Origin of the sequence: Paenibacillus sp. 2TAF8, assembly GCF_052114825.1 — a bacterium.
Taxonomy (GTDB): Bacteria; Bacillota; Bacilli; order Paenibacillales; family Paenibacillaceae; genus Paenibacillus.
This window is the reverse complement of record NZ_JBFRFN010000002.1, coordinates 495,284-517,509: the sequence shown is the minus strand read 5'-3', so window position 1 is coordinate 517,509 and position 22,226 is coordinate 495,284. Positions and strand designations below refer to the sequence as shown.

Sequence of the window (22,226 nt, the reverse complement as noted above, 5' to 3'; positions counted from 1 at the left end):
TATGACAGAGCATAAATTAACCGAAACCGAAACCGAAACTAAGCCCAATCAGCTTAAAATTCCTAAGCGCTTGACCACCGCACTTGTGAATTCGTTAACGGCAGGTGTTGTGCCGCGTATTGGTCTCGAACAGATTGCTGTAGGACGGAAACCGGAGGTGGAGGCGATCCTACGCGATTTGGATAACATTGCTGAAGGCGGTGCGGCATTTAAGCTGATTACAGGCCGGTATGGCAGCGGTAAAAGCTTTCTTTTGCAGATGATTCGCAACTATGCGATGGATCGGGAATTTGTGGTTGCGGACGCGGATCTCTCCCCGGAGCGCAGACTTGTCGGCACGAAGGGTCAGGGCCTTGCAACATATCGTGAGCTAATGACACGATTGTCAACGCGTACACGCCCGGATGGAGGGGCACTGGAGCCCATTTTACAAAAATGGATCGCAGGTTTGCAGCAAACAGCGATGAACAATCTGAATCTACGGCCGGATGATCCTGCACTACCGCTGGAGGTAGAGAAGCAGATTTATATGGTGACGGGGGAGATGCAGAACCTGGTTCACGGTTTTGATTTTGCCAAGGTACTCGCTTCTTACTGGAACGGGTACAAGCTTGCTGATGATGACCGGAAACAGTCGGCACTCCGCTGGCTTCGGGGTGAATATGCAACGAAAACGGAAGCAAAGAAAGATCTGTCGGTTGGCGTCATTATTGATGATGATAACTGGTATGACTATTTTAAATTGTGGTCTGAATTTACGGCACGTATCGGTTACAAAGGGCTGCTACTCTTTATCGATGAAGCGGTGAACCTGTATAAAATTACAAATAGCGTCTCACGCCAAAGCAATTACGAGAAGCTGCTTACAATGTTTAATGATACGATGCAGGGGAAGGCGGAGCATCTGGGCATTTTTGTGGGGGGAACCCCTCAGTTTGTGGAGGATGAACGTCGTGGTTTATATAGCTATGAAGCGCTTCGTTCCAGACTTATTGACGGTCGCTATGCCGCAAGTGCTTATGCGAACTATACAGGTCCAATTATCAAACTGGCGATGTTATCACATGAAGAGATTTTGATTTTGCTGCAGAAACTGCGCCAGATTCATGCACTTCATTTCGCGTACACGGCAAGTTTGAGTGACGAACAATTAGTTGGTTTTATGCAAATGGCTGTAAACCGTTTGGGTGCAGATGAGCTCTTGACAACACGGGAAGTGGTGCGTGACTTTATGGATGTACTGCACACGCTGCATCAGAATCCTGAAGTCACTTACGAGCAGTTACTTGGTGAACGTGCAACACAGGCAAATAATTCGGGTCGGGATACGTCTGGTTCGGCGCAAGAGCAGGACGAGCTGGATGATTTTCTGGCGGAGTTCGAGCTATGAGTGACAATCCCAACCCGTTCTATAGACTAGCTCCGTTTGTGCAGGAATTTATTTATAAAAAAAGATGGGAGTCCTTGCGACCTGCCCAGATCGAGGCATGTAACATTTGTTTTCATACTCCGCATCACATGCTGATTGCAGCGGGTACAGCTTCAGGCAAGACGGAGGCTGCGTTTTTTCCTGCATTAACTGAACTGTATGACGAGCCCTCCAAGTCGGTGGGTATTCTGTATATTGGGCCGTTGAAAGCACTGATTAATGACCAGTTCGAACGACTCAAAGACTTGCTCACTGAAGGTAATATTCCTGTCTGGCATTGGCATGGAGATGTGCCGCAGGCAGAGAAAACCAAACTGATGAAGAATCCGTCAGGGGTACTGCAGATTACGCCTGAATCGCTGGAAGGACTGCTGATGAATCGTCCCAATGCGATTCCAGCGCTTTTTCACGATCTGCGCTATGTCATTATTGATGAGGTACATGCGTTCATGGGGGCGGATCGGGGCATTCAGGTATTAAGCCAGTTGGCTCGAATCGAACGTATGGCTGGTTGTGTTCCTCGAAGAGTAGGACTGTCGGCTACGCTCAGCGATTATGATGCAGCGACAGCCTGGCTTGCGGCAGGAACACGGCAAGGAGTGGATGTGGTATCTTCCCCGGGGGGGCGCAAGCTGAGGCTGCGGGTAGAGCATTTTTCCTTCCCGGATGCACAGAACGAGGAGCAGGCAGAGCAGCTCCATCATGCGCGTAAATCCTACTACGACTTTATTTATGAGAGTACACATCGTAAAAAAGCACTCATCTTTACCAACAGTCGCACAGATGCAGAAGTTACGATTCTGGAGATGCGGCGCGTCGCGGCACGCAGAGAAGAACGTGATGTGTTCCATGTGCATCATGGAAGCATTTCGGCCATGCTAAGAGAAGAGACGGAAGCGGCTTTGCGAACAGGTGCTGGCCCGGCTGTAGCTGCCGCGACCGTTACGCTCGAACTTGGCATTGACCTGGGTGAATTGGAGCGGGTCGTGCAACTCGGTGCACCTTACAGTGCTTCTAGTTTCGTTCAGCGTCTTGGTCGTTCCGGCAGGCGTGATGATATGGCATCGGAGATGCTTTTTGTATGCCCGGAGGAAGAGGATGAGGAAGCGCAATTACCTGCTCGTATGCCATGGACACTCATGCGTGCCATCGCCGTTATTGAGCTTTATGTTAAAACCAAATGGGTAGAGCCGCTAGAGGCTCGTAAAATGCCCATAGGTGTACTCTATCACCAGACAATGAGTGTGTTGAAAAGTATGGGGGAGGCCGAGCCAAGAGAGCTTGCAGCCGCGATCCTCTCCCTGGCACCTTTTGCAGAGATTACACCGGATCACTATCAAACCTTCCTGAATTATCTGATCGACACAGATCATCTGCAATGGACGGAGGAACAGACGTTAATAATCGGACTCACGGGTGAAAAGATCGTGAATAACTATCGCTTCTACGCCGTGTTTAAGGACGATGAAGAGCATAAAGTACTGAACGGATCGGAAGAGATTGGATCGATCACAACCGTGCCTCCGCCGGGTTATTGTTTCTCGCTTGCAGGTAAACTGTGGAAGGTGGAAGAGGTAGATCACAAGCATAAAGCCGTGTACGTGAAGTCTGCGAAAGGCAAAGTGGATACACTTTGGCTTGGTGCAGGCGGGGATATTCATACTGAGGTGGTACAAAAAATGCGTGAGGTGCTGTCCGATTCGTTGATTTATCCGTATTTGTCACCACAAGCCGTCAACCGGCTGGAGCGTGCACGTCGCCTGGCTCGAGAGAGTGGGTTGCTCAAGCAAGTTGTCATTCCGGCAGGCGGTGATTCCATATATGTGTTGCCTTGGGTGGGCAGCAAAGCGTTCCGTACGCTGGAGCGGTTGCTGAAACATAATTTGTCTGGAAGGCTGGCTTTGCGTTCCGTCGTTCCGATGGAGCCATATTATTTTGTGGTATCAGGCAAAGTGGACGAACGCACCTTGTTAGCCGAGATGATGAGTGAATGTCGACTGGCTCAGGACGCTTCTGCGCTGCTTGCTGAGGATGAAGCGCCGTATCTTGGCAAATACGATGAGTTTATCGCACCGCCTTTGATTCGGGAAGCTTTTGCAATCGATGGATTGGATCTCGAAGGATTAAAATCGGGATTGCAGAAAACACTGGAATGGGAAAGTAAGAGCAGACGTGGAACGGGAAAATTAGAATGAGAAGTTTACATTTTAAAAGTTTAATTTGTAAATAAATTAGAAATGGGTTGACACCACCTTACCCCCCATGTAATATATGAAAAGTCGTCACACATGAGCGGTATTTAAATTGCATACTTCATTTCGTATAACCTCGCAGGCCGAAAGTGTACACAGGGCGAGGGTCTCTACGGGAAGCCTATACTTCCTAACTACGATGCCAAGGAATCAATACATTCCTTGCTCGGAGTTAGGATTTTTTGCATTTTAATACGTGGTTGTGACCTTACATGGACCCGAATCAGGGGCGTATTTTTCATCAGGAGGTTTATTGAACATGAAATATTATTTGTCTGTCCTGGCAGGAGCAATGAGTTACGGTATTCTGTCGACGATTGTAGTGCTGGCGTATGGTCAAGGATATCAACTTGGGGAGGTTGTGGGAACACAGCTGATTACCGGTTTTATCCTGTCCTGGATGCTGGCCTTATACACGCGGTTCAGAGCTAAACGCAAAACACAGAAGAGTGGCAATGCAAAGGTAAATTCTGCGAGCCCCGCTAAGGTCTTTACACGTCTAACCTGGAAGCAGCGTTTGATGCTGATGGCGGCTGGAACACCCACCGTTATTACGGGTCTTGTCTATTATCAATCGTTACGATACATTCCGGCATCGCTTGCCATTATCCTGCTCTTTCAATTTACTTGGATCAGTGTATTGATTCAGGCGATAAGCAAACGTCAGCGTCCAGATAAAGTTACGTTCCTGACCTTGCTCATCCTCTTTGGAGGTACCTTGCTGGCAGCGGGTTTCCTGGAACAGGGCATTAGTAATGTAAGTGGGATCGGTATTGCTCTCGGTTTAATGGCAGCGGTAAGTTATTCCTTGTTTGTATTGTTCAGCGGTAAAGCGGTTCCCTCCGCACATCCGGCATTTCGCAGTGCGTGGATGGTTACAGGCGGATTGATTCTGCTCTGCATTCTGTTCCCGCCGACGTTTCTCTTTAACGGTCTGATCTGGAGTCAATTGCTCGTATTTGGACTGTTACTTGGATTCTTTGGAGCATTTATCCCACCAGTTCTGTTTGCGATCGGAGTACCTCATATCGGTGGAGATATGGCAGGTATCCTGGGTGCGATTGAGCTTCCAGTTGCGGTGCTGTTATCTGCAATTGTCCTGCACGAACATGTCAGTTTGTTACAATGGTTTGGTGTCGTCATTGTGCTGATCGGTGTAGCCTTGCCGGAATTATACAAACTGCGAGTGCGGCGAAGTCGAAGCACGCCTGTATATTCCGGATAGCCCAGAGGGGTCATTTTCATTATGCGGAGAATCGGGTATGCTTGTAGAGTACATCCATCCACTCACAAATGAAGATGGGACAACGGAATAAGGAGTGTTCACATGAATAGCTGGTTTAAAAAAGTCTGGCCTTTCTTAACTCTAGGTGTGGCTGTGGTCGCGCTACTTGGAGGATTCTTTGTATATTTCATGGGTAAAGACGTATCTCCGGGATCGGGCAAGGCAGTAACTGCCCAAGCCGAAACACCTGAGGATTTGAAAGGATACGAAGTCATTGACGTGAACGTGAGCAACGATGGATTTGAGCCCAATGTCATTGAAGTAAAATCCGGAGTGCCTACTAAAATCAATTTCATCCTGACCCGAAGTGTGACACATGTTAAATCTGTCGCAGCAGAGAAGTTAGGCATGGATCTGTATATGCAAAAGGGAGACAATTACTACACGGTGGATAAGAATGTCGCCCCGGGCGAATATGAGCTTCACTGCGGGATGTACATGATCTACGGTACGATTAAGGTTATCTAACGGTTTAACTAAGTACAAGGTTAATATGTTTAGTTCAACTTATACGGAGGAGCAAGGTTCGGTAAACCGAACTTTGCTCCTTTTTCGGCTGCGTGATATCATGGACGGGATAGCATAATCGACCTGGAGGTGCAGCAATGAAAGCGCTATTTATTGGAGGGACAGGCACAATAAGTACTGCAATCACCGAGATGCTCGCCAAGCAAGGCTGTGAACTGTACTTGATCAATCGAGGTAACCATAACAATGATTTGCCTGCAGAGGTTCACGTTCTTCAAGCCGACATCAATGACGAGAAGCGGGTAAACGAGTTAATTGCCGATTTACAATTTGATGTGGTGGCAGATTTTATTGCTTTTGTGCCGGCTCAACTGGAGAGAGATTATCGTCTGTTCAAAGGTAAAACCAAGCAGTTCATTTTTATAAGCTCGGCTTCAGCATATCAGACCCCACTGGCCGATTACAGAATCACTGAAGGAACGCCTTTATCGAATCCATTCTGGGAATACTCCCGTAACAAAATTGCGTGTGAAGACTATCTTATGAAATTATATCGGGACGAAGGTTTTCCTGTGACCATTGTTCGTCCAAGTCATACCTATGGCAATAAATCGGTACCACTGGGTGTGCATGGTGAACAAGGAAGTTGGCAAGTTCTTAAGCGTATGATTGAAAATAAACCGGTTATCATTCACGGTGACGGCACCTCGTTATGGACGCTTACACACAACACCGATTTTGCCAAAGGTTTTATCGGCTTAATGGGTAATATTCACGCCATCGGTGAGGCTGTCCATATCACCTCGGATGAGTCTGTCACATGGAACCAGATTCATGAGATCATTGCTGATGTGCTTGGGGTCAAACTACATGCGGTTCACGTGCCCTCAGATTTTTTGGCGGCTAGCAGTGATTTGGATTTACGGGGTGGTCTGCTTGGAGATAAAGCCAATACGGTTGTTTTTGACAATAGCAAGTTGAAACGGCTGGTTCCGGATTTTGTGGCAACGATAAGAGCGGACCAAGGAATTCGCAGCACGATTGAGTACATTCTGGAGCATCCGGAATTACAGAAGGAAGATCGCGCATTTGATCAATGGTGTGATCGAGTTGTAAGCACATTGGACGAGGCGTTACTTAAAATCAGAGAGGGAAACTAAGAATCGAAAGAGAGTAATATTTTAATTTTATACGCATTCTCATTCCAGGTATTTACATTCGTTTCCCGAATCGTTATAATCATAATCAATAAAAAATTGACACTTTAGGGGAGGCACCCCAACTTAGGACATTGTTCCTTGGTTGGGGTGCCTCCTTTTTTTTGTGTTCACAAAAAGGAGAGCGGGTATTGAAAAACTCAAGAAGACGATTGAAAAAACAAGCGGAGCAGATGTCGAAAGTGATGCTTGCATTTGCGTTATTGTCTCCTCAGGCATTGATAGCGGACTGGAACCAGACCGCCGCAGTAACGGCTGCAACAGTAGAGAATATCGCGGTAGTGTCAGATACATCGACATTGAAGGCCGTGCAATCCTCCAAAGTGAAAGTCGAGATGAACAGCGATGGAAAATACCGAATTGTACTATTACCAGGAACGAATGTATTTTACGGGGGCGACACCGGCAATGTGTCTACGATTATTGACCATAACGGCACCGCAATAAATTTCAAATCTTTGCCGCTGAATTATTATCGAATTAACAACAATGTGATCGAGATGTCCAGGTTAAAGGATAATGTAGAGTATATTTTGCGAGTATCCATCGTAAATGCGACATCCCAAGGTGGCTACATGAAAGTGGAACTGGAGGCGATCAATCGAAGTGGAGCAACATTGAATCTGGGGGGAACTTTTTATTGGGATACAATGGTGAATGGCAACGACGCTTCTCCTTTTGAGGTTATTCAGAATGGATGGCGAAATTATAGCGGGGGCGTCCAGGTAACTGCTTTTTATGCAAACACATACAATGTCGTTAATGCTGACCGTATTTTCATGGGACAGTATCAAAGCCCGGACAGCGCTCAGCTTATAGGAGGATCAGCGCCTTCAGCCTATATACCCGGACAGACCGTGAATGCAAGTGATACTGCTGCTCAATTCTGGTGGGATGCCAAATCAACAGGCAATCAGACATCGCGAAAATTTTCAACGATTGTGGGTATTGGGCCGCAAAACGTTCCGCCTTCTTTTACATTAACAGCACCTGCTTCGGGTCAAACGTATTACAAAGGAGAACAGTTACAGATTTCAGGCACAACAAGGGATAACGACGTAGGTGATCTGTTAACGGTAAAGTGGTCGATTGATGGAGGACCTGAGAACGTTCTTACGCAAATGATTGCATCTGGTTCAAACCAGGCTTTTAACACCACGTATACATTGCCTGACACGCTACCTGATGGGCCTCACTACTTGCAAGTATGGGTTATGGACGATAAGGGCGGCGTATCTTCCGCAGGAACGGTTAACTTCTTGGTCAGAAGTTTTGTAGTACCCGGAACTCCGACGTACACCCTTGTGAATAATAATAACCTGACCGTGAACTGGGACAAAAGAGTTAATGACGCTTCCGTAACCTATGAACTGAAAAACATAACATCCAATCAGACCTACGATACAGGTACATTGAACAGCAGACAGTTGACGGGTTTAACACCAAATACAAGTTATTCCTTTGCCGTGCGTGCGAAAAATTCAAGCGGTACTTATACGGGGTACTCTACGGCATCTTCCAAGTACACCCTTGCGAATCCACCTGCAGGGGCAGTTGTATCACAAATCGGTAATAATATAACAGCCAGCTGGAACACAAGCGGCAACCCAGCCGGCACCAGATACAGAATTGAAATCCGCAATGAGAATGGACAAGTACTTCAATCATTAACAACGACTTCTACGGAGATGACTACAGCTTTAACAGGACTAGAGGATGGGCGTTATGAACTGCATGTGGCAGCTTTGAATGCTGAAGACATACAGACAACCTCGATCTTGGCAGGACAGATTATTAAAGATACAACCGGACCATCCGCTCCATCCATTAACATCACCCCTTCAACATGGACGAAAGAAGAGGTTCTTGTTACGGTTGAAGGAGGGGTGGATCAATTAAGTGGTACACAGAAAACGGAAGTAAAGATCGGGCTTACAGGTGAATGGAAGGAATATGACGGGCCATTCACGATGGAAGACGAGGGAAGTACAACGATCAGGGTACGAAGCGTAGATGCATTCGGCAACTTGGGTCAGGAAAGTGAAGTGACTACAAAAATTGACAGGACAATGCCGAACCCGCCGATGATAGCCTTAAATCCTTCGGAATGGACGAAAGAATCGGTTGTCGTTACCTTGACGGAAGGCACGGATGAAGTGAGTGGTATCGCATTAACGCAATATAGAATTGGCGAGAGTACAGAATGGATTGATTACAAAACACCGTTCATCCTGAATGAAGAGGGAGTAACCGAAATTTACGCACGAAGCATAGATCGGGCTTCGAATGTAAGTGCGCTAACGTCAACCGTTGCCCGAATCGATAAAACGGCACCTGAAAAACCTGTGATTCATTTGAGTGAAGCCGACTGGACGAGAGAGGATGTATCTTTTGTCATTACAAGTGGTGCAGATGAAGGCAGCGGGTCAAACAAAACACAGTATCGATTAACGGAACATGGACCTTGGTTAGATTATTTAGGCGAAGTCACCATTCAAGATGAAGGAGAAACGGTAGTCTATGCACGTACATTTGATCGCGTAGGAAACGTGAGCACCTTGGCTCAGGCGACGGCTCGTATTGACAAGACGGCTCCTTCAGAACCGGAGATTTTGCTAAGTGAAACAGGCTGGAGTAAAGAGGCTGTGCAGTTTACGATTGCTGGAAGTGTGGATGATCTAGCCATTACATATGAATATCGACTGGATAATGAGGCGTATATGATTGGAGATAAAGGTACGGTCAGTACAGATGGAGCCACTGTAGTCTACGCGCGGGCCAAGGACGCAGTTGGTAATGTGAGCGGAGAGGTCAGCAGGACGGTTTACGTGGATAAGACTCTACCGAATATTAGCTTTACTCCTGATGGAGGACCATGGACCGATGATAACGTTACAGCCACAATTCAATTTACGGATAGACATTCGGGAATAGATGAATCGCAGCGTTTCTATCGGATCACAAGTCAGGCAGAAGCTCCGGCTGATTGGTTAGATGCTCAGTCCGATCAACAGATTATATCCATAACATCTGAGGGCACATGGTACATCCATGCCAAGGTGACAGACCGAGCAGGCAATACGGTTGAGACGACGTCATCTCCCTATCGAATCCAACGGAAACCGAATCAGCCGGCTCAAGTCCGAGTCACTGCTCTTGGTGAAAATTCCGCTACACTCACAGCAGATTTACCAACAGGTGACACTTATACAGCGGGTTATCAATATGAAATCAAAAATAGAACAACCGGACAATCCTGGACATTGGACTATCCAAACAATAGTCTTGTTGATGACGCACTGAGTGGAGGTCAAATCTATGATTATGAAGTTAGAGCAAGAAATTACACGGGTGTAAGTGAGCCTACGATTGTGACTGTTTTAACTTTACCGCCATCACCGGGTGAATTGAACATTCAAAAAGTGGATGCTGAGCCGAATCTGGCTAAACTGGATTTCGCTACCGTGCAAGGAGCTACTGCGTATCGGGTGACAGCTGTTGATTCTGATGGAAGAATAACGTTTGAACAAACGATTTCTGACCCGGAAAGTCTTTCTTACATTAGCAACCTTACTCCCGGAATGGTTCATACAATATCGGTTACACCTCTGAATGCGAGTGGTGCTGGTGCAAGTCGCGGAGTCGCATTTTTGACCTTGCCAGCTGCTCCAGGTGATTTTGCAGCGGTACAGATTCGTGAGCAGGACATCTCCATGACGTGGGAGTCCGTAACATCTGCCACATATTATGCTCTTTCGCGTGATGGTAACGTGATCTACGAGGGAGAGGAAGTCTCTTATCAAGATGCTGGACTTGAAAGTGGAACAGATTACAGTTATACCGTTGAGGCAGCAAACGAAACTGGCCCTGGTCCTTACGCAAGCTTACCATCGCTGAGAACGTTGCCTGCACAAGTAGCAGGACTTCACATCATGGATGCCTCAAATACAAGTCTGCATCTGAACTGGAAAGCCGTCCGTGGAGCGGAAACTTATGAAATATGGAGTAATGGAGAAAAAGTGAGTGATATTGCAGCTGACCAAAATGCATTGACGCTGACGAATCTGAATCCGGGAACGATGTACCAATTGGAAGTGCGGGCGGTGAACAGAAGTGGACATGGAGCTAGTAGTTCAGTAACAGGACTAACCCTTCCTGAAAGCCCAGTAGGGCTTCACATTGAACAGATCTCGGAACATGGTGCCATGTTACGCTGGGATGGTGTGGCTGGAGCAGATAAATACCGTGTGACCATTCATGGGCAAATGTACGAGATTTCGGGTACTCAACTTATGGTTAACCACCTGTCGAGCAGTAGTCTGTATACGTATGAAGTGCAAGCAGGAAATGCTGCGGGGTACAGTGAAGCAGCAACCAGTACTGTTCTAACTCTTCCTGGCAGGCCGGAAGGATTACAGGTCAGTTCGACGGAAGAAACGAAGATCGGTATAAGTTGGCAAGCTGTTCCGACAGCAGACATGTACATCATTATGATAAATGGTGTAGAGACAGGCAGAACTACTGAACTGGAGTACAGAGTCGAGGGATTGTTACCTGGTCAAGAATACACATTGCAGGTACAAGCAGTAAACTCGGCGGGAGCTGGTGCAAGAGCCGAGCTTGTGCGATTATCAAAGCCTTCTCGGCCAACGGGCATTGTAACGCAACCCGAAGTTCATGTTACCCGCTTGTCATGGTCTGCTGTACCGGGAGCTTCTGAATATGTCATATTGCATGAGGATAAGGAAGTATACAGAGGCATAGATACAGATGCCGTAATTACGGGACTTGAAGCTGGGCTCTGGCATCAATATAGTTTATATGCGGTCAACAGGCAGTCCTCCCGTTCTGAAGCAGCGGAAATATCGTTTCTAACATTGCCAGTAAAACCGAAGATGKTGGATGTACGCGACATCACCGAGACAGGACTTTCTATGGATTTAACTCATACGGGTGTACATGGAGCTGATCAATATATTATTGAACGTAATGGGCGAGAAGTAGCACGTTTGGATGCAAGCGAAACTCAGTTTGTAGAAGAACATTTGAAGCCGGGCACAATGTACACTTACGCTATTCGTGCAGTGAATGCGAGTGGTGCAGGTGAACCGCTCACGATTAGAACGATCACACAAACGCTACCGCTAACAGCTGACACGATTGAAGTGATTCCAGGAACCTATTCGCAGGACATAAGCTGGGAAGCAGTCAATGGAGCCGTGGCCTATGAAATTCGAAACCAGAACACAGGTGAGATCACAAGTGTTTCTGAGCCTTATGCACATCTCGTGAGTATGGAAGATGGCACTGTGTACCAATTAGAAATTGTGGCTGTAAATGAGCAGGGACAGCGCTCCAAACCTGTTGAGATTGAAACGTTAACGAAACCTGCAGCGCCACAGACTGCGAGCGTGGATCAGTTCACAGATAAGGCAGTCAAGCTGGATTTATCTGAAATTTCTGTTCGAGGTGTGGAGCAATTTATCATTCGGCGAGATGGGGTTGAGATTGCCAGAATTTCCCCAGATCAGAAGCAATTTGAAGACCACGAACTCGTACCTGGAGAACGTTATACTTACTCGATTTACACATTGAATACAGCAGGCGAGAGTGAAGTCGGGTTTAAGCTTGATGTTAGGACCTTGCCGGCAACGATGGATGAAGTTCTAAGAGCACAAGAGATTGGGGAAGAGAATGCGTTACTGGTCTGGCCGAGGGTACAAGGAGCAGAAGGTTACAGTGTTCGCATTAATGATCAGGAATTCACAAGAATTGAGGATGCGAATAGTACAGAGGTCCAGTTAACGGATCTGGGAAGTGCGGGCTTGTACGACAAGATCAAAGTCATTCCATTTAATACAGCGGGAGAAGGTGCCGCGATTTCGGTTGCGCCATTTTATACATTGCCTCGTATTGATTCGCTTGAAATGAATGTCTTTCCTGAGGCTGAACATATCAAACTGGAGTGGAACTTCGCTTTTCCTAATGAAACGTTTGTTGTGGTACTGGATGGGGTGGAACGTTATCGGGGACGGAATCAAGAATATGTGGTCGATGGACTGGAAGCGGGTAAGCACTACCAGCTTGAAGTATATACGGAAAATGGCGAGCAGACCGCATCCGATAAAAGAAACTATACTCTTTTAACCAAACCGGATGCTCCTGTAAAAGCGGGTTATGAAGCTACCGAGAATGAGGTGCATATTCTATTGAAAGAAGCGGGTACAGCTGGTGCGGATCAGTTTTTGATTGAAAGGGATGGTGTGGAAATCGCCCGGATCAATGCCGATGAGACAAGGTATGAAGATACGGGTCTTGAGCCAGGAACGGGATACAGTTATTTTATACGAAGCATCAATACCTCGGGTACAAGTGATGACGGATATGCACTACAAGCGGTAACTTTGCCTGGTAAATTAGCTGCATCTCCAGTTGTACAGGATCGTTCGGTATCAGGGGCTACGTTGGTTTGGGAACTCGCGTTCGGTGCAGAAGGTTATCGGATTTATCGAAATGAAGAAGTGGTTGGAACAACATCAGAAACCTCACTGCAACTTACCGGATTGATCAGTGCTGCAAAATATGATGAATTTAGTATTGTTCCTTATAACGAAGCTGGAGAAGGAGAGGGCATGAAGGTACCAGAATTTGAAACGCTGCCTTCGGTACTTGAATCCATTTCAGCTATTTCGCAAGGGCCTGATCAAATCTTGCTTGCCTGGACTTTAGATACCAAAAATGAGATTGCTGTCATTGCGTATAACGGTCAGGAAATTTATCGCGGCAAAGAACGACGTTATGTCTGGAACGGGTTGAACGCACAACAGCATTACGAGGTTTCAGCGTGGACGGAAAATAAGGCTGGTGAGTCTAGTGAAAAGAAAACGGCAGTAGCTGTGACTGCTTCATATCCAGTAGTTCCATCAAGTGGTGGAAGTGCTGGGAATGTCACAAACACAAGTCACGTAAAGGATAGTCAACAGAATCAGGATGGAGACTCCAAGGCTAAGGAAAAAGATAAGGATGTATCCAATGTTCAACTGGGGGGAACAAAAAATCAGCATGTTGCTTTTTTGGATATAAGTCAAACGTTTAATAAAGATCAGATTACTTGGCTTGCTGAGCACAACATCATACAGGGGGTAAGTCCGACGCGCTACGAACCACGTCGCCCCATAACGCGTGCTGAATTTACAACTCTTATTGTGCGCTTAATGAATCTGGATATCTCGTTAAAAAGACCACATGGGTTTCAAGATGTGCAAGATACAGATTGGTTTGCACCGGAGATCAGCACAGCAGTTGAGCACGATGTCGTACAAGGGATGGGAAACGGAAAATTTGCTCCACATGCTCTGGTAACACGTGAGCAAGCCTCCAAAATTATTGCCAATGTGGTTCGTCAGATTAGAAGTGAGCCGATGACCTCCCTTAAGACATTTACCGATCAAGTCGATGTTTCCGACTGGGCCAAAGCAGAGGTCGAGGAACTGGCGGGCATCTATATGATTAACGGATACGAGGACGGTAGCTTCCGGCCATTACAAGCTTTGAGCAGAGCTGAAGCTGCTGCGTTAATTTTCCGCTTGAACAAGCTGATGCAGGTCATTTCCAGTAGTACAGATTCCCTTTGAATTAGTTTTAATGCTATTATTGTTTTAATGTTACTGTATATAAGTTGGACTATTAATTATACATATATATCTTTATTCAACTTATATAAGTTGCCAATAAGACAAAAAAGGGTAATGAACTATGGTGATGAAAAATGAATAATAAATTTATCCGAATATATGAAGATATTGCTGAGCGTATTCGGAATGGAGACATTGAGGCAGGTACATTGCTTCAATCGGAACTGGATTTATCAGAACGGTATCAAACATCCAGAGAAACCATACGGAAAGCACTGAAAATGCTGTATGAAGAAGGTTATATCCAGAAGATTCAAGGTAAGGGTTCGATTGTGCTAGACATACGCAAAATAGATTTCCCCGTTTCAGGTCTGGTTAGCTTCAAGGAACTGGCACAAAAGATGGGACACCGTGCACAGACGGTTGTTAAGCTGTTTGAGGAACGAATGGTGGATCAGGCGCTAAGCCAAAAGACCAGATTTAGTCAGAATGAAAAAGTCTGGCAGATCAATCGTGTTCGCAAAGTAGACGGTGAGCAGGTCATACTTGATAAAGATTACATCAGCCAGCGTTTGATTCCAGGCCTGAACGAGGACATCTGTAATGACTCCATCTATGAGTATATTGAACAGACACTTGGACTGTCGATATCGTATGCCAAAAAAGAAATTTTGGTAGAGGAGCCTACTGCTGAGGATCGGGAGCTACTGGATCTTGAAGGTTTTCACAATGTTGTTGTTGTAAAAAGCCAGGTGTATCTTGAAGATACCAGTCAGTTCCAGTTTACAGAGTCCCGGCATCGACCGGACAAATTTACATTTGTAGACTTTGCAAGACGCAAGTAAGTGAGTAGAAGGTCAGTTAACGAGCATGATCTATGAACTAATTAAATACTGAATGTAAACAAGTAAAGAGTATCCGATCACTGTAATCAGATGTGATCGGGTACTTTTTTTGCTACGCGCTATCCTGTTCATAATCCGAAGAGAGTGAATAGAGAGTGAATGGATTGGGAATCGAAACAGTCCGCTAAAGCTTTCATGAATGGAACGCAGCTGAAGTTGAAGTCATTTTCATTCTTTGTATATTTCTGTTTTCGTTGATGAAGTTTTTGTTTTCAAAACAAAACAAAAATGTTAAACTCGAATCAGGAAGAAAACAAACATTATCGGAGGAGAACAAATGGTACAGAGTTTATGGAATGCAGCGCAGGCATCAGAGAAAACAACAGGGCTTGACCAGTTAGTTTATCGTTCCAATCTGATCGGTACCGATCGACGGGTATGCAATATTTATGGTGGCAATACGTCTACCAAAACAACAGTAAAGGATTTCCGTGGTCGTGATGTCGAAGTGATGTATGTGAAGGGGAGCGGCTCGGATCTCGGCTCCATGGAAGCGAAGCATTTTACCGGACTGGCACTGGAGGATATCGGCCCATTGATGGAACGTGCTTCCATGTCAGATGAAGAGATGGTGGAGTACCTCGGGCATTGTATGATTGATGCGAAACATCCGCGAGCTTCTATTGAAACGCTGTTACATGCGTTCCTTCCGTACAAACATGTGGATCATACTCACCCGGATGCGATTATCAGCCTCTGTTGCGCAGATAACGGGAAAGAGTTGGCGCGCGAAATATACGGGGATCGTTTTGTATGGGTTCCTTATGTGCGCCCGGGTTTTACACTCTCCAAAATGATTGCTGAAAGCGTATCCGCAAATCCGAATGCCGAGCTAGTGCTCATGGAGAAGCACGGTCTGGTGACTTGGGGAGAAACCTCTGAGGAATGTTACGCACAGACGATCAAGATCATTAATGAAGCAGAAGCATTCATTGAAGCACGAGTAAAAGAAGATGATCTCTTTGGTGGAGTAAAACACCAAGCACTTCCTGCTGAAGTTCGTCGTCAAATTGCTGCTCGTGTGATGCCTACCATTCGCGGGGCCGTGTCGGACAGCAAAAAAATGATTTTGTCCTTTGACGATCAGGAGGATGTACTTGCTTTTGCAGGTGGAGCAGATTCTCCGCAGTTGTCTCAGGTTGGCGCGGCTTGTCCAGATCATCTGGTACATACCAAAGTGGTGCCGCTCTTCATTGACTGGACACCGAACGCGGATGATGTTGATGGATTGAAAGCGAAGCTTGCAGAAGGTATCGCTGCGTACAAAGAGAAATACAAGCAATATTTCGAGAGCAACAAAAATGAAGGCGATGTAATGTTCGAAGCGGCTCCTCGCGTTATTCTCATTCCTGGTGTAGGTATGATCAATACAGGCAAAAGCTGGGCCTTATCACAAGTAAGCGGTGCGTTGTACCATCGGGCAATTGCAGTTATGCGCGGGGCAACAAGCCTAGGCAAATTTGTTTCGCTCAGTGCAAATGAATCTTATAATGTGGAATACTGGCCGCTGGAGCTATATAAATTGTCGCTGGCCCCTGCAGAAACAGAGTTTTCTCGCAAAGTAGCCTTTATTACGGGCGGTGCAGGCGGTATTGGTAGTGAAACAGCACGCAGACTCGTTTCGGAAGGCGCACATGTTGTGCTTGCAGATTTGAATTTGGAAGGCGCACAGAAGGTAGCACAGAAAATTAACGATCAATACGGTGCCAACCGTGCATATGCACTCAAGATGGACGTGACAGACGAAGAGGCGGTACAGGCGGCCTATGCGGAAACGGCTCTGCAATACGGTGGTGTGGATATCATCGTTAACAATGCTGGTCTAGCGACATCCAGTCCATTTGATGAAACTTCATTGAAGGAATGGAATCTGAATATAAGCGTGCTGGGCACAGGTTATTTCCTGGTTGCTCGCGAAGCATTCAAATTGATGAAAGAGCAGAGTATCGGTGGAAGCATGGTCTTTATCGGCTCGAAAAACTCTGTATATGCAGGTAAAAGTGCTTCTGCTTACAGCTCGGCCAAAGCACTCGAAGCCCATCTGGCTCGCTGCGTTGCAGCGGAAGGTGGCGAATATGGCATCCGTGTCAACACCATATTACCGGATGCGATCCTGCAAGGTTCTGCTATCTGGAACGGATCTTGGAGGAACGAGCGTGCAGCAGCATATGGCATTGAACCGGATCAGTTGGAAGAATATTATCGCAAACGCACAACGCTGCTCGTTAACATCTATCCTAGAGATATCGCGGAAGGTATTGCCTTCTTCGCTTCATCGAAATCGGAGAAAACGACAGGTTGTATGCTGACTATTGATGGTGGTGTACCAGCAGCATTTACACGTTAAAGGAGGTTAGATGGATGCAAAATCAGGTGGAACAAGCGTATCAAGCTGCGAAGTCTTTATATGCACAACATGGCATCGATACGGATGATGTATTAAATAAGCTGGCAGATATTAAAGTATCCGTACACTGCTGGCAAGGAGATGATGTCAAAGGTTTTCTCAACCAGGAAGGTGAACTGACGGGTGGTATATCAGTTACGGGAAACTATCCGGGCGCAGCAACAACCCCTGCGGAGCTTCGTGCAGACCTAGAGAAAGCTTTTGCTCTCATTCCCGGTAAACATAAAGTCAATTTGCACGCGATCTATGCCGATACAGACGAACAGGTGGAGCTGGATCAGATTGAGCCAAGACATTACGAAAACTGGGTAAAATGGGCGAAAGAGCACGGTCTTGGACTGGACTTCAACCCAACGTGTTTCTCACATGAAAAATCAAGCGACGGCTTCACACTCAGTCATCCTGACCCCGAGATTCGCAAATTCTGGATTGACCATTGCAAAGCTTCTCGGCGAATCGGTGCGTATTTCGGCGAACAACTAGGGCAAACCTGTGTGACCAATGTATGGGTACCGGATGGTTTCAAGGACAATCCTGTTGACCGGATGTCTCCCCGTAAACGTTTGAAGGACTCATTGGACGAAGTATTTGCCGAATCGCTGAATCCAAAGCATAATCTGGATGCGGTTGAGAGCAAGCTGTTTGGTCTTGGTTCAGAAGCTTACGTTGTCGGCTCACATGAGTTTTATATGGGATACGGGTTGCAAAATGATACGTTAATCTGTCTGGATGCCGGCCATTTTCATCCAACAGAAGTGATATCAAACAAGCTGTCTTCATTGGCGTTATTCACGAGCGGTATCTTGCTTCACGTCAGCCGCCCGATGCGCTGGGACAGCGACCATGTCGTTATTATGGATGATGAATTGCTTGAAATTGCTCGTGAATTGGTGCGTCATGAGCTTCTAGCCACAACACATATTGGATTGGACTTCTTTGACGCCAGCATTAACCGTGTGGCTGCATGGGTTGTCGGTACACGCAACACCATCAAAGCCCTCCTGCGAGCTATGCTGGAGCCAGTGGAATTGTTGAAGCAGGCAGAGGTGGATGGAGATTATACGACACGCCTTGCTTTGACGGAGGAGTTCAAATCCTATCCGTTTGGGGCAGTGTGGGACTACTATTGTGCCCAGCAAGGTGTGCCTGTTCGTGAGCAGTGGATTAAGGAAGTTAAATCCTATGAACAGAACGCAATTCAATCAAGGTAAAATATTAAAGCCGAAATAGAATAGCTGGCTAGTAATCCTAGCCGGCTAAATTCAAAAATGTATTAATAAGGTTCTGGGCAAGCCTTATGCGGAAGCGGGCAAGTCCATTGGGGACTTACTGGCTCAGAAGGTGCAGCTGAGATAAGCGAGGACATAGAAAGAGTTAAGACAGCAATCAATCCAAGTAGAGTCAATTTCTTTTTCATATTTTCACCCCCCTTATTTTGTAACCATTATATCATTTATGGGATAAAAAGTAATATATTGGGATTTGAAAAGAGGGCGATTCTGTGAATAGAGCCACGTCGGAATGAAAGTTCCGCACGTGGTTTTTTGACGTATAGCCACTTTCGTGCATAACCAAGGCGATTCCTTCCATACTAGGGATACAGAAGAAATACAGTGAATCGCTATGTAGAGGAGGATGAAGGCATTTTGAAGTTTGCTCATAACAGACTATATATTGCTGCACTCGGCGGCGTGAACGAAATCGGGAAAAACATGTATTTGATCCAGTACAATCATGATATCATTGTAATCGATTGTGGTTCCAAGTTTCCGGATGAAACGATGCCAGGTATTGATCTTATCGTCCCAGATGTAACGTATTTGCTCGAAAATCTGGATAAGGTGAAGGCTCTTGTTGTTACCCATGGTCATGAAGATCATATTGGTGGAATTCCGTACCTTTTAAAACAAATCAACATTCCAGTCTATGCTTCCAGGCTGACACGTGGACTGATCGAGCTGAAATTGAAAGAGCATAACTTGCTACGCCAGTCAGATCTGCACACGATTGACGCAAACTCTCAGATCATGCTGGGAAGTATAGACGTTTCTTTTTTTGCAACGAGTCACAGCATCCCGGACTGTCTGGGTATTTTCTTTCAAACGCCGGCAGGCAATGTGGTGCATACGGGAGACTTTAAATTTGACATGTCCCCTGTAAATGGCCCTTTCCCTGACTTACATCGCATGGCCGAAATTGGAAAACAGGGGGTGCATGTGCTGCTTTCGGAAAGTACGAATGCTGAAAGACCAGGGTTCACACCTTCGGAACGTATTGTCGGGGATCATATTTTGGACGCATTTATTCGTGCCAAGCAAAAAGTGTTTATCTCTACTTTTGCATCCAATATCAGCAGAGTGCAACAGATCGTAAACGCCGCTTTTCAGACCGGACGTAAGCTTGCACTGCTTGGACGAAGCATGATTAACGTTGTAAATGTGGCAAGTGAACTTGGATATCTCGACGTTCCCGACGGATTGTTAATTGAGGCCGCTGATTCAGGTCAGTTTCCGCGCGAGCAGGTGGTTGTGTTATGTACCGGAAGTCAGGGGGAGGCAATGGCTGCCTTGTCCCGCCTAGCTGCAGGCAAACATCCTCAAGTTAGTATTGAATCTGGAGATACGGTCATTATTGCAGCAGGAGCCATACCCGGTAACGAAAGAAACCTTGCCCATGTCATCGACAACCTGTATGTTCTGGGTGCACGGGTCATCTATGGCTCCAGCGGTGCAGCGGGTATGCACGTATCGGGGCACGGCAGTCAGGAAGAACTGAAACTGATGCTTACGCTGATGAAGCCGGATTATTTGATTCCAATCCATGGCGAATTTCGGATGTTGTATCAGCATAGACAGCTTGCCGAATCGGTCGGAATTGAGCCAAGTCATGTGTTTATCGTTAATAATGGGGATATGGTGGAGTACAAAGAGGGTGTCGCTTCATTAGGCCCTAAAATCGCTTCGGGAAACAGCTTAGTTGACGGATTAATTATCGGTGACGTAGGCAATATTGTTCTTCGGGATCGCCGGCAGCTGTCGTCGGATGGTATGCTGGTCATTGTAACAACGCTCAGCAAAACAGAAAAACAAATGGTTGCCTCCCCTGAGATTATCTCCAGAGGTTTTGTCTTTGTGAAGGATTCGGAACAATTCATGAGTGAAATTCATGAACGAGTGGTAAAGCGAATGGATGAATTAACGGGCGCTGGTGTAAATCAGTGGAATGTGATGAAACGTAAGCTGAAGGACGAGATCGGTCATTACATTTATGCACAAACGAAGCGGCGTCCGATGATTTTACCGATTATTATCGAGGTTTGAACTAGATATTTGAAGGCAATGATGGATCATTTGTGCCTATTGCTTCAAGATTTATATGTTGAAAAATAACTTTGCCAAGCCCGGTTCGTATGGAGCACACTTCGTGTGAGCTTCTGAGTGAATCGGGCTTCTCTGGTGTGTGGTTTTTTCCGTATTCGCTGAGCTTTGCGATTCGAGTTATAATACATAAACGAACGATTTTATCTATACCAGAGGAGTTTCTTATGAACAAAAACATTTCAGATATCGCTCAAATGGCAGGCGTGGCGAAGAGTACCGTGTCCCGTTATCTGAATGGCGGATCGGTTAGTGAGGATACCCGTCAGAAGATTGAGCGTATTATTAAACAATATAATTATGTTCCAAATACCTTTGCACAGAGTCTCAAAGCGAAAAAGACGAGCATTATTGGCACGGTTGTTCCACGGCTGGATTCTTATGCGACCTCCCAAACGTTGATCGGTATTGACGAGGAGTTGCGAGGGCTTCAATATCAGATGCTCATTGCGAATACGAGCCAGGATATGCAGCGTGAGATCGATGCGATTTATGATTTTGCCAGACAAAAGGTGTCCGGGATCATTCTGCTCGCCGCTGAAATTACGGAGGCACACTTGAAAGCTATTGAGGACATCCGGATTCCGGTATTACTGGTGGGACAGCAACATGAGTCGCTGCATTGTCTGATCCATAATGACGATCAAGCTGGCTATATCATGGGGAAATATGTGGTTGAACAGGGGCACCGGGATATCGTGTTCATGGGCGTGAGCGAGAAGGATCAGGCTGTAGGTATTCATCGTAAACAAGGGTTTAAACGCGCGATTGACGAGTGTAGCGATTGTAATGTCAGATACTATGAAACAAGCTTCAAAATGTCTGAAGCCGTGATTACAGCTGAGCAGATTCTGCAACAAAACAGACCATCCCTGATCGTTGCAGCGACAGATAATATTGCGATGGGTGTGATGAAAACAGCTTCCTTCCAAAAAATTCGAATTCCCAAGCAATTATCAGTGACAGGGTTTGGTGGGTATGATATTACGGAGATGATTCATCCAACGCTGACCACGGTAAAATATGATTATTTACAGGCAGGCAAGCTTGCGGCGAGCCACATTAGCCAGCTGGTAGAAGGGGAGAGTGTGAGGAAGCAGACCATCCTGGATGTTGAACTTATTCTCCGAGAAAGCGTTGACAAAATATAAATTGATCCTTTATGATAATTCCATCGAACCGGTTCCACTCTTGTTTTTAATTTGAGAATGAGGACATGGGCAAACAACGATTGTTGCATGGAATTATTTTT

General features: G+C 46.1%; 11 protein-coding genes and 1 riboswitch. All 11 genes read left to right on the top strand.

Annotated features, from left to right (window positions below; genetic code table 11):
- Position 1: 1 nt before the first annotated feature.
- Entirely contained in the window at positions 2-1,390 is a 1,389-nt protein-coding gene (locus AB4Z30_RS04280) for an ATP-binding protein (RefSeq protein WP_441923607.1), read from the top strand.
- The gene (locus AB4Z30_RS04275; RefSeq protein WP_441923605.1) at positions 1,387-3,624 is read left to right on the top strand and encodes a DEAD/DEAH box helicase; all 2,238 of its coding nucleotides are present in this window, start codon (positions 1,387-1,389) and stop codon (positions 3,622-3,624) included. The genes AB4Z30_RS04280 and AB4Z30_RS04275 overlap by 4 nt, the downstream gene beginning before the upstream one ends.
- A gap of 103 nt (positions 3,625-3,727) precedes the next feature.
- Positions 3,728-3,838: riboswitch (purine riboswitch) on the top strand.
- A 102-nt stretch (positions 3,839-3,940) separates the two neighbouring features.
- A complete protein-coding gene (locus AB4Z30_RS04270; protein WP_441923603.1) occupies positions 3,941-4,906 on the top strand; it encodes an EamA family transporter in 966 nt (321 codons plus the stop codon).
- A 102-nt stretch (positions 4,907-5,008) separates the two neighbouring features.
- The gene (locus tag AB4Z30_RS04265; protein ID WP_434751359.1) at positions 5,009-5,434 is read left to right on the top strand and encodes a cupredoxin domain-containing protein; all 426 of its coding nucleotides are present in this window, start codon (positions 5,009-5,011) and stop codon (positions 5,432-5,434) included.
- Positions 5,435-5,571: 137 nt separating this feature from the next.
- Positions 5,572-6,594, top strand: coding sequence for an SDR family oxidoreductase (locus AB4Z30_RS04260; protein ID WP_441923600.1), 1,023 nt, complete (start codon positions 5,572-5,574; stop codon positions 6,592-6,594).
- Positions 6,595-6,782: 188 nt separating this feature from the next.
- Positions 6,783-14,285: a fibronectin type III domain-containing protein gene (locus tag AB4Z30_RS04255; RefSeq protein WP_441923598.1), complete on the top strand. Its 7,503-nt coding sequence runs from the start codon at positions 6,783-6,785 to the stop codon at positions 14,283-14,285.
- Positions 14,286-14,419: 134 nt separating this feature from the next.
- Positions 14,420-15,130 (top strand): trehalose operon repressor, encoded by a 711-nt coding sequence (gene treR, locus AB4Z30_RS04250; protein ID WP_441923596.1) that lies wholly within the window; start codon positions 14,420-14,422, stop codon positions 15,128-15,130.
- Between the two features lie 337 nt (positions 15,131-15,467).
- Positions 15,468-17,537, top strand: a complete 2,070-nt coding sequence (locus tag AB4Z30_RS04245) for a bifunctional aldolase/short-chain dehydrogenase (protein ID WP_441923594.1) — start codon at positions 15,468-15,470, stop codon at positions 17,535-17,537.
- Between the two features lie 14 nt (positions 17,538-17,551).
- A complete protein-coding gene (gene rhaA, locus AB4Z30_RS04240) occupies positions 17,552-18,808 on the top strand; it encodes an L-rhamnose isomerase (RefSeq protein ID WP_441923592.1) in 1,257 nt (418 codons plus the stop codon).
- 435 nt (positions 18,809-19,243) lie between these two features.
- Positions 19,244-20,917 (top strand): ribonuclease J, encoded by a 1,674-nt coding sequence (locus AB4Z30_RS04235; RefSeq protein WP_441924197.1) that lies wholly within the window; start codon positions 19,244-19,246, stop codon positions 20,915-20,917.
- A 224-nt stretch (positions 20,918-21,141) separates the two neighbouring features.
- Positions 21,142-22,125 (top strand): LacI family DNA-binding transcriptional regulator, encoded by a 984-nt coding sequence (locus AB4Z30_RS04230; RefSeq protein ID WP_441923590.1) that lies wholly within the window; start codon positions 21,142-21,144, stop codon positions 22,123-22,125.
- The last annotated feature ends 101 nt before the right edge of the window (positions 22,126-22,226 follow it).

Coding starts and splice junctions, on each gene's coding strand:
- AB4Z30_RS04280 (WP_441923607.1), top strand. CDS start 2: ATGACAGAGCATAAATTAACCGAAACCGAAACCGAAACTAAGCCCAAT.
- AB4Z30_RS04275 (WP_441923605.1), top strand. CDS start 1,387: ATGAGTGACAATCCCAACCCGTTCTATAGACTAGCTCCGTTTGTGCAG.
- AB4Z30_RS04270 (WP_441923603.1), top strand. CDS start 3,941: ATGAAATATTATTTGTCTGTCCTGGCAGGAGCAATGAGTTACGGTATT.
- AB4Z30_RS04265 (WP_434751359.1), top strand. CDS start 5,009: ATGAATAGCTGGTTTAAAAAAGTCTGGCCTTTCTTAACTCTAGGTGTG.
- AB4Z30_RS04260 (WP_441923600.1), top strand. CDS start 5,572: ATGAAAGCGCTATTTATTGGAGGGACAGGCACAATAAGTACTGCAATC.
- treR (WP_441923596.1), top strand. CDS start 14,420: ATGAATAATAAATTTATCCGAATATATGAAGATATTGCTGAGCGTATT.
- AB4Z30_RS04245 (WP_441923594.1), top strand. CDS start 15,468: ATGGTACAGAGTTTATGGAATGCAGCGCAGGCATCAGAGAAAACAACA.
- rhaA (WP_441923592.1), top strand. CDS start 17,552: ATGCAAAATCAGGTGGAACAAGCGTATCAAGCTGCGAAGTCTTTATAT.
- AB4Z30_RS04230 (WP_441923590.1), top strand. CDS start 21,142: ATGAACAAAAACATTTCAGATATCGCTCAAATGGCAGGCGTGGCGAAG.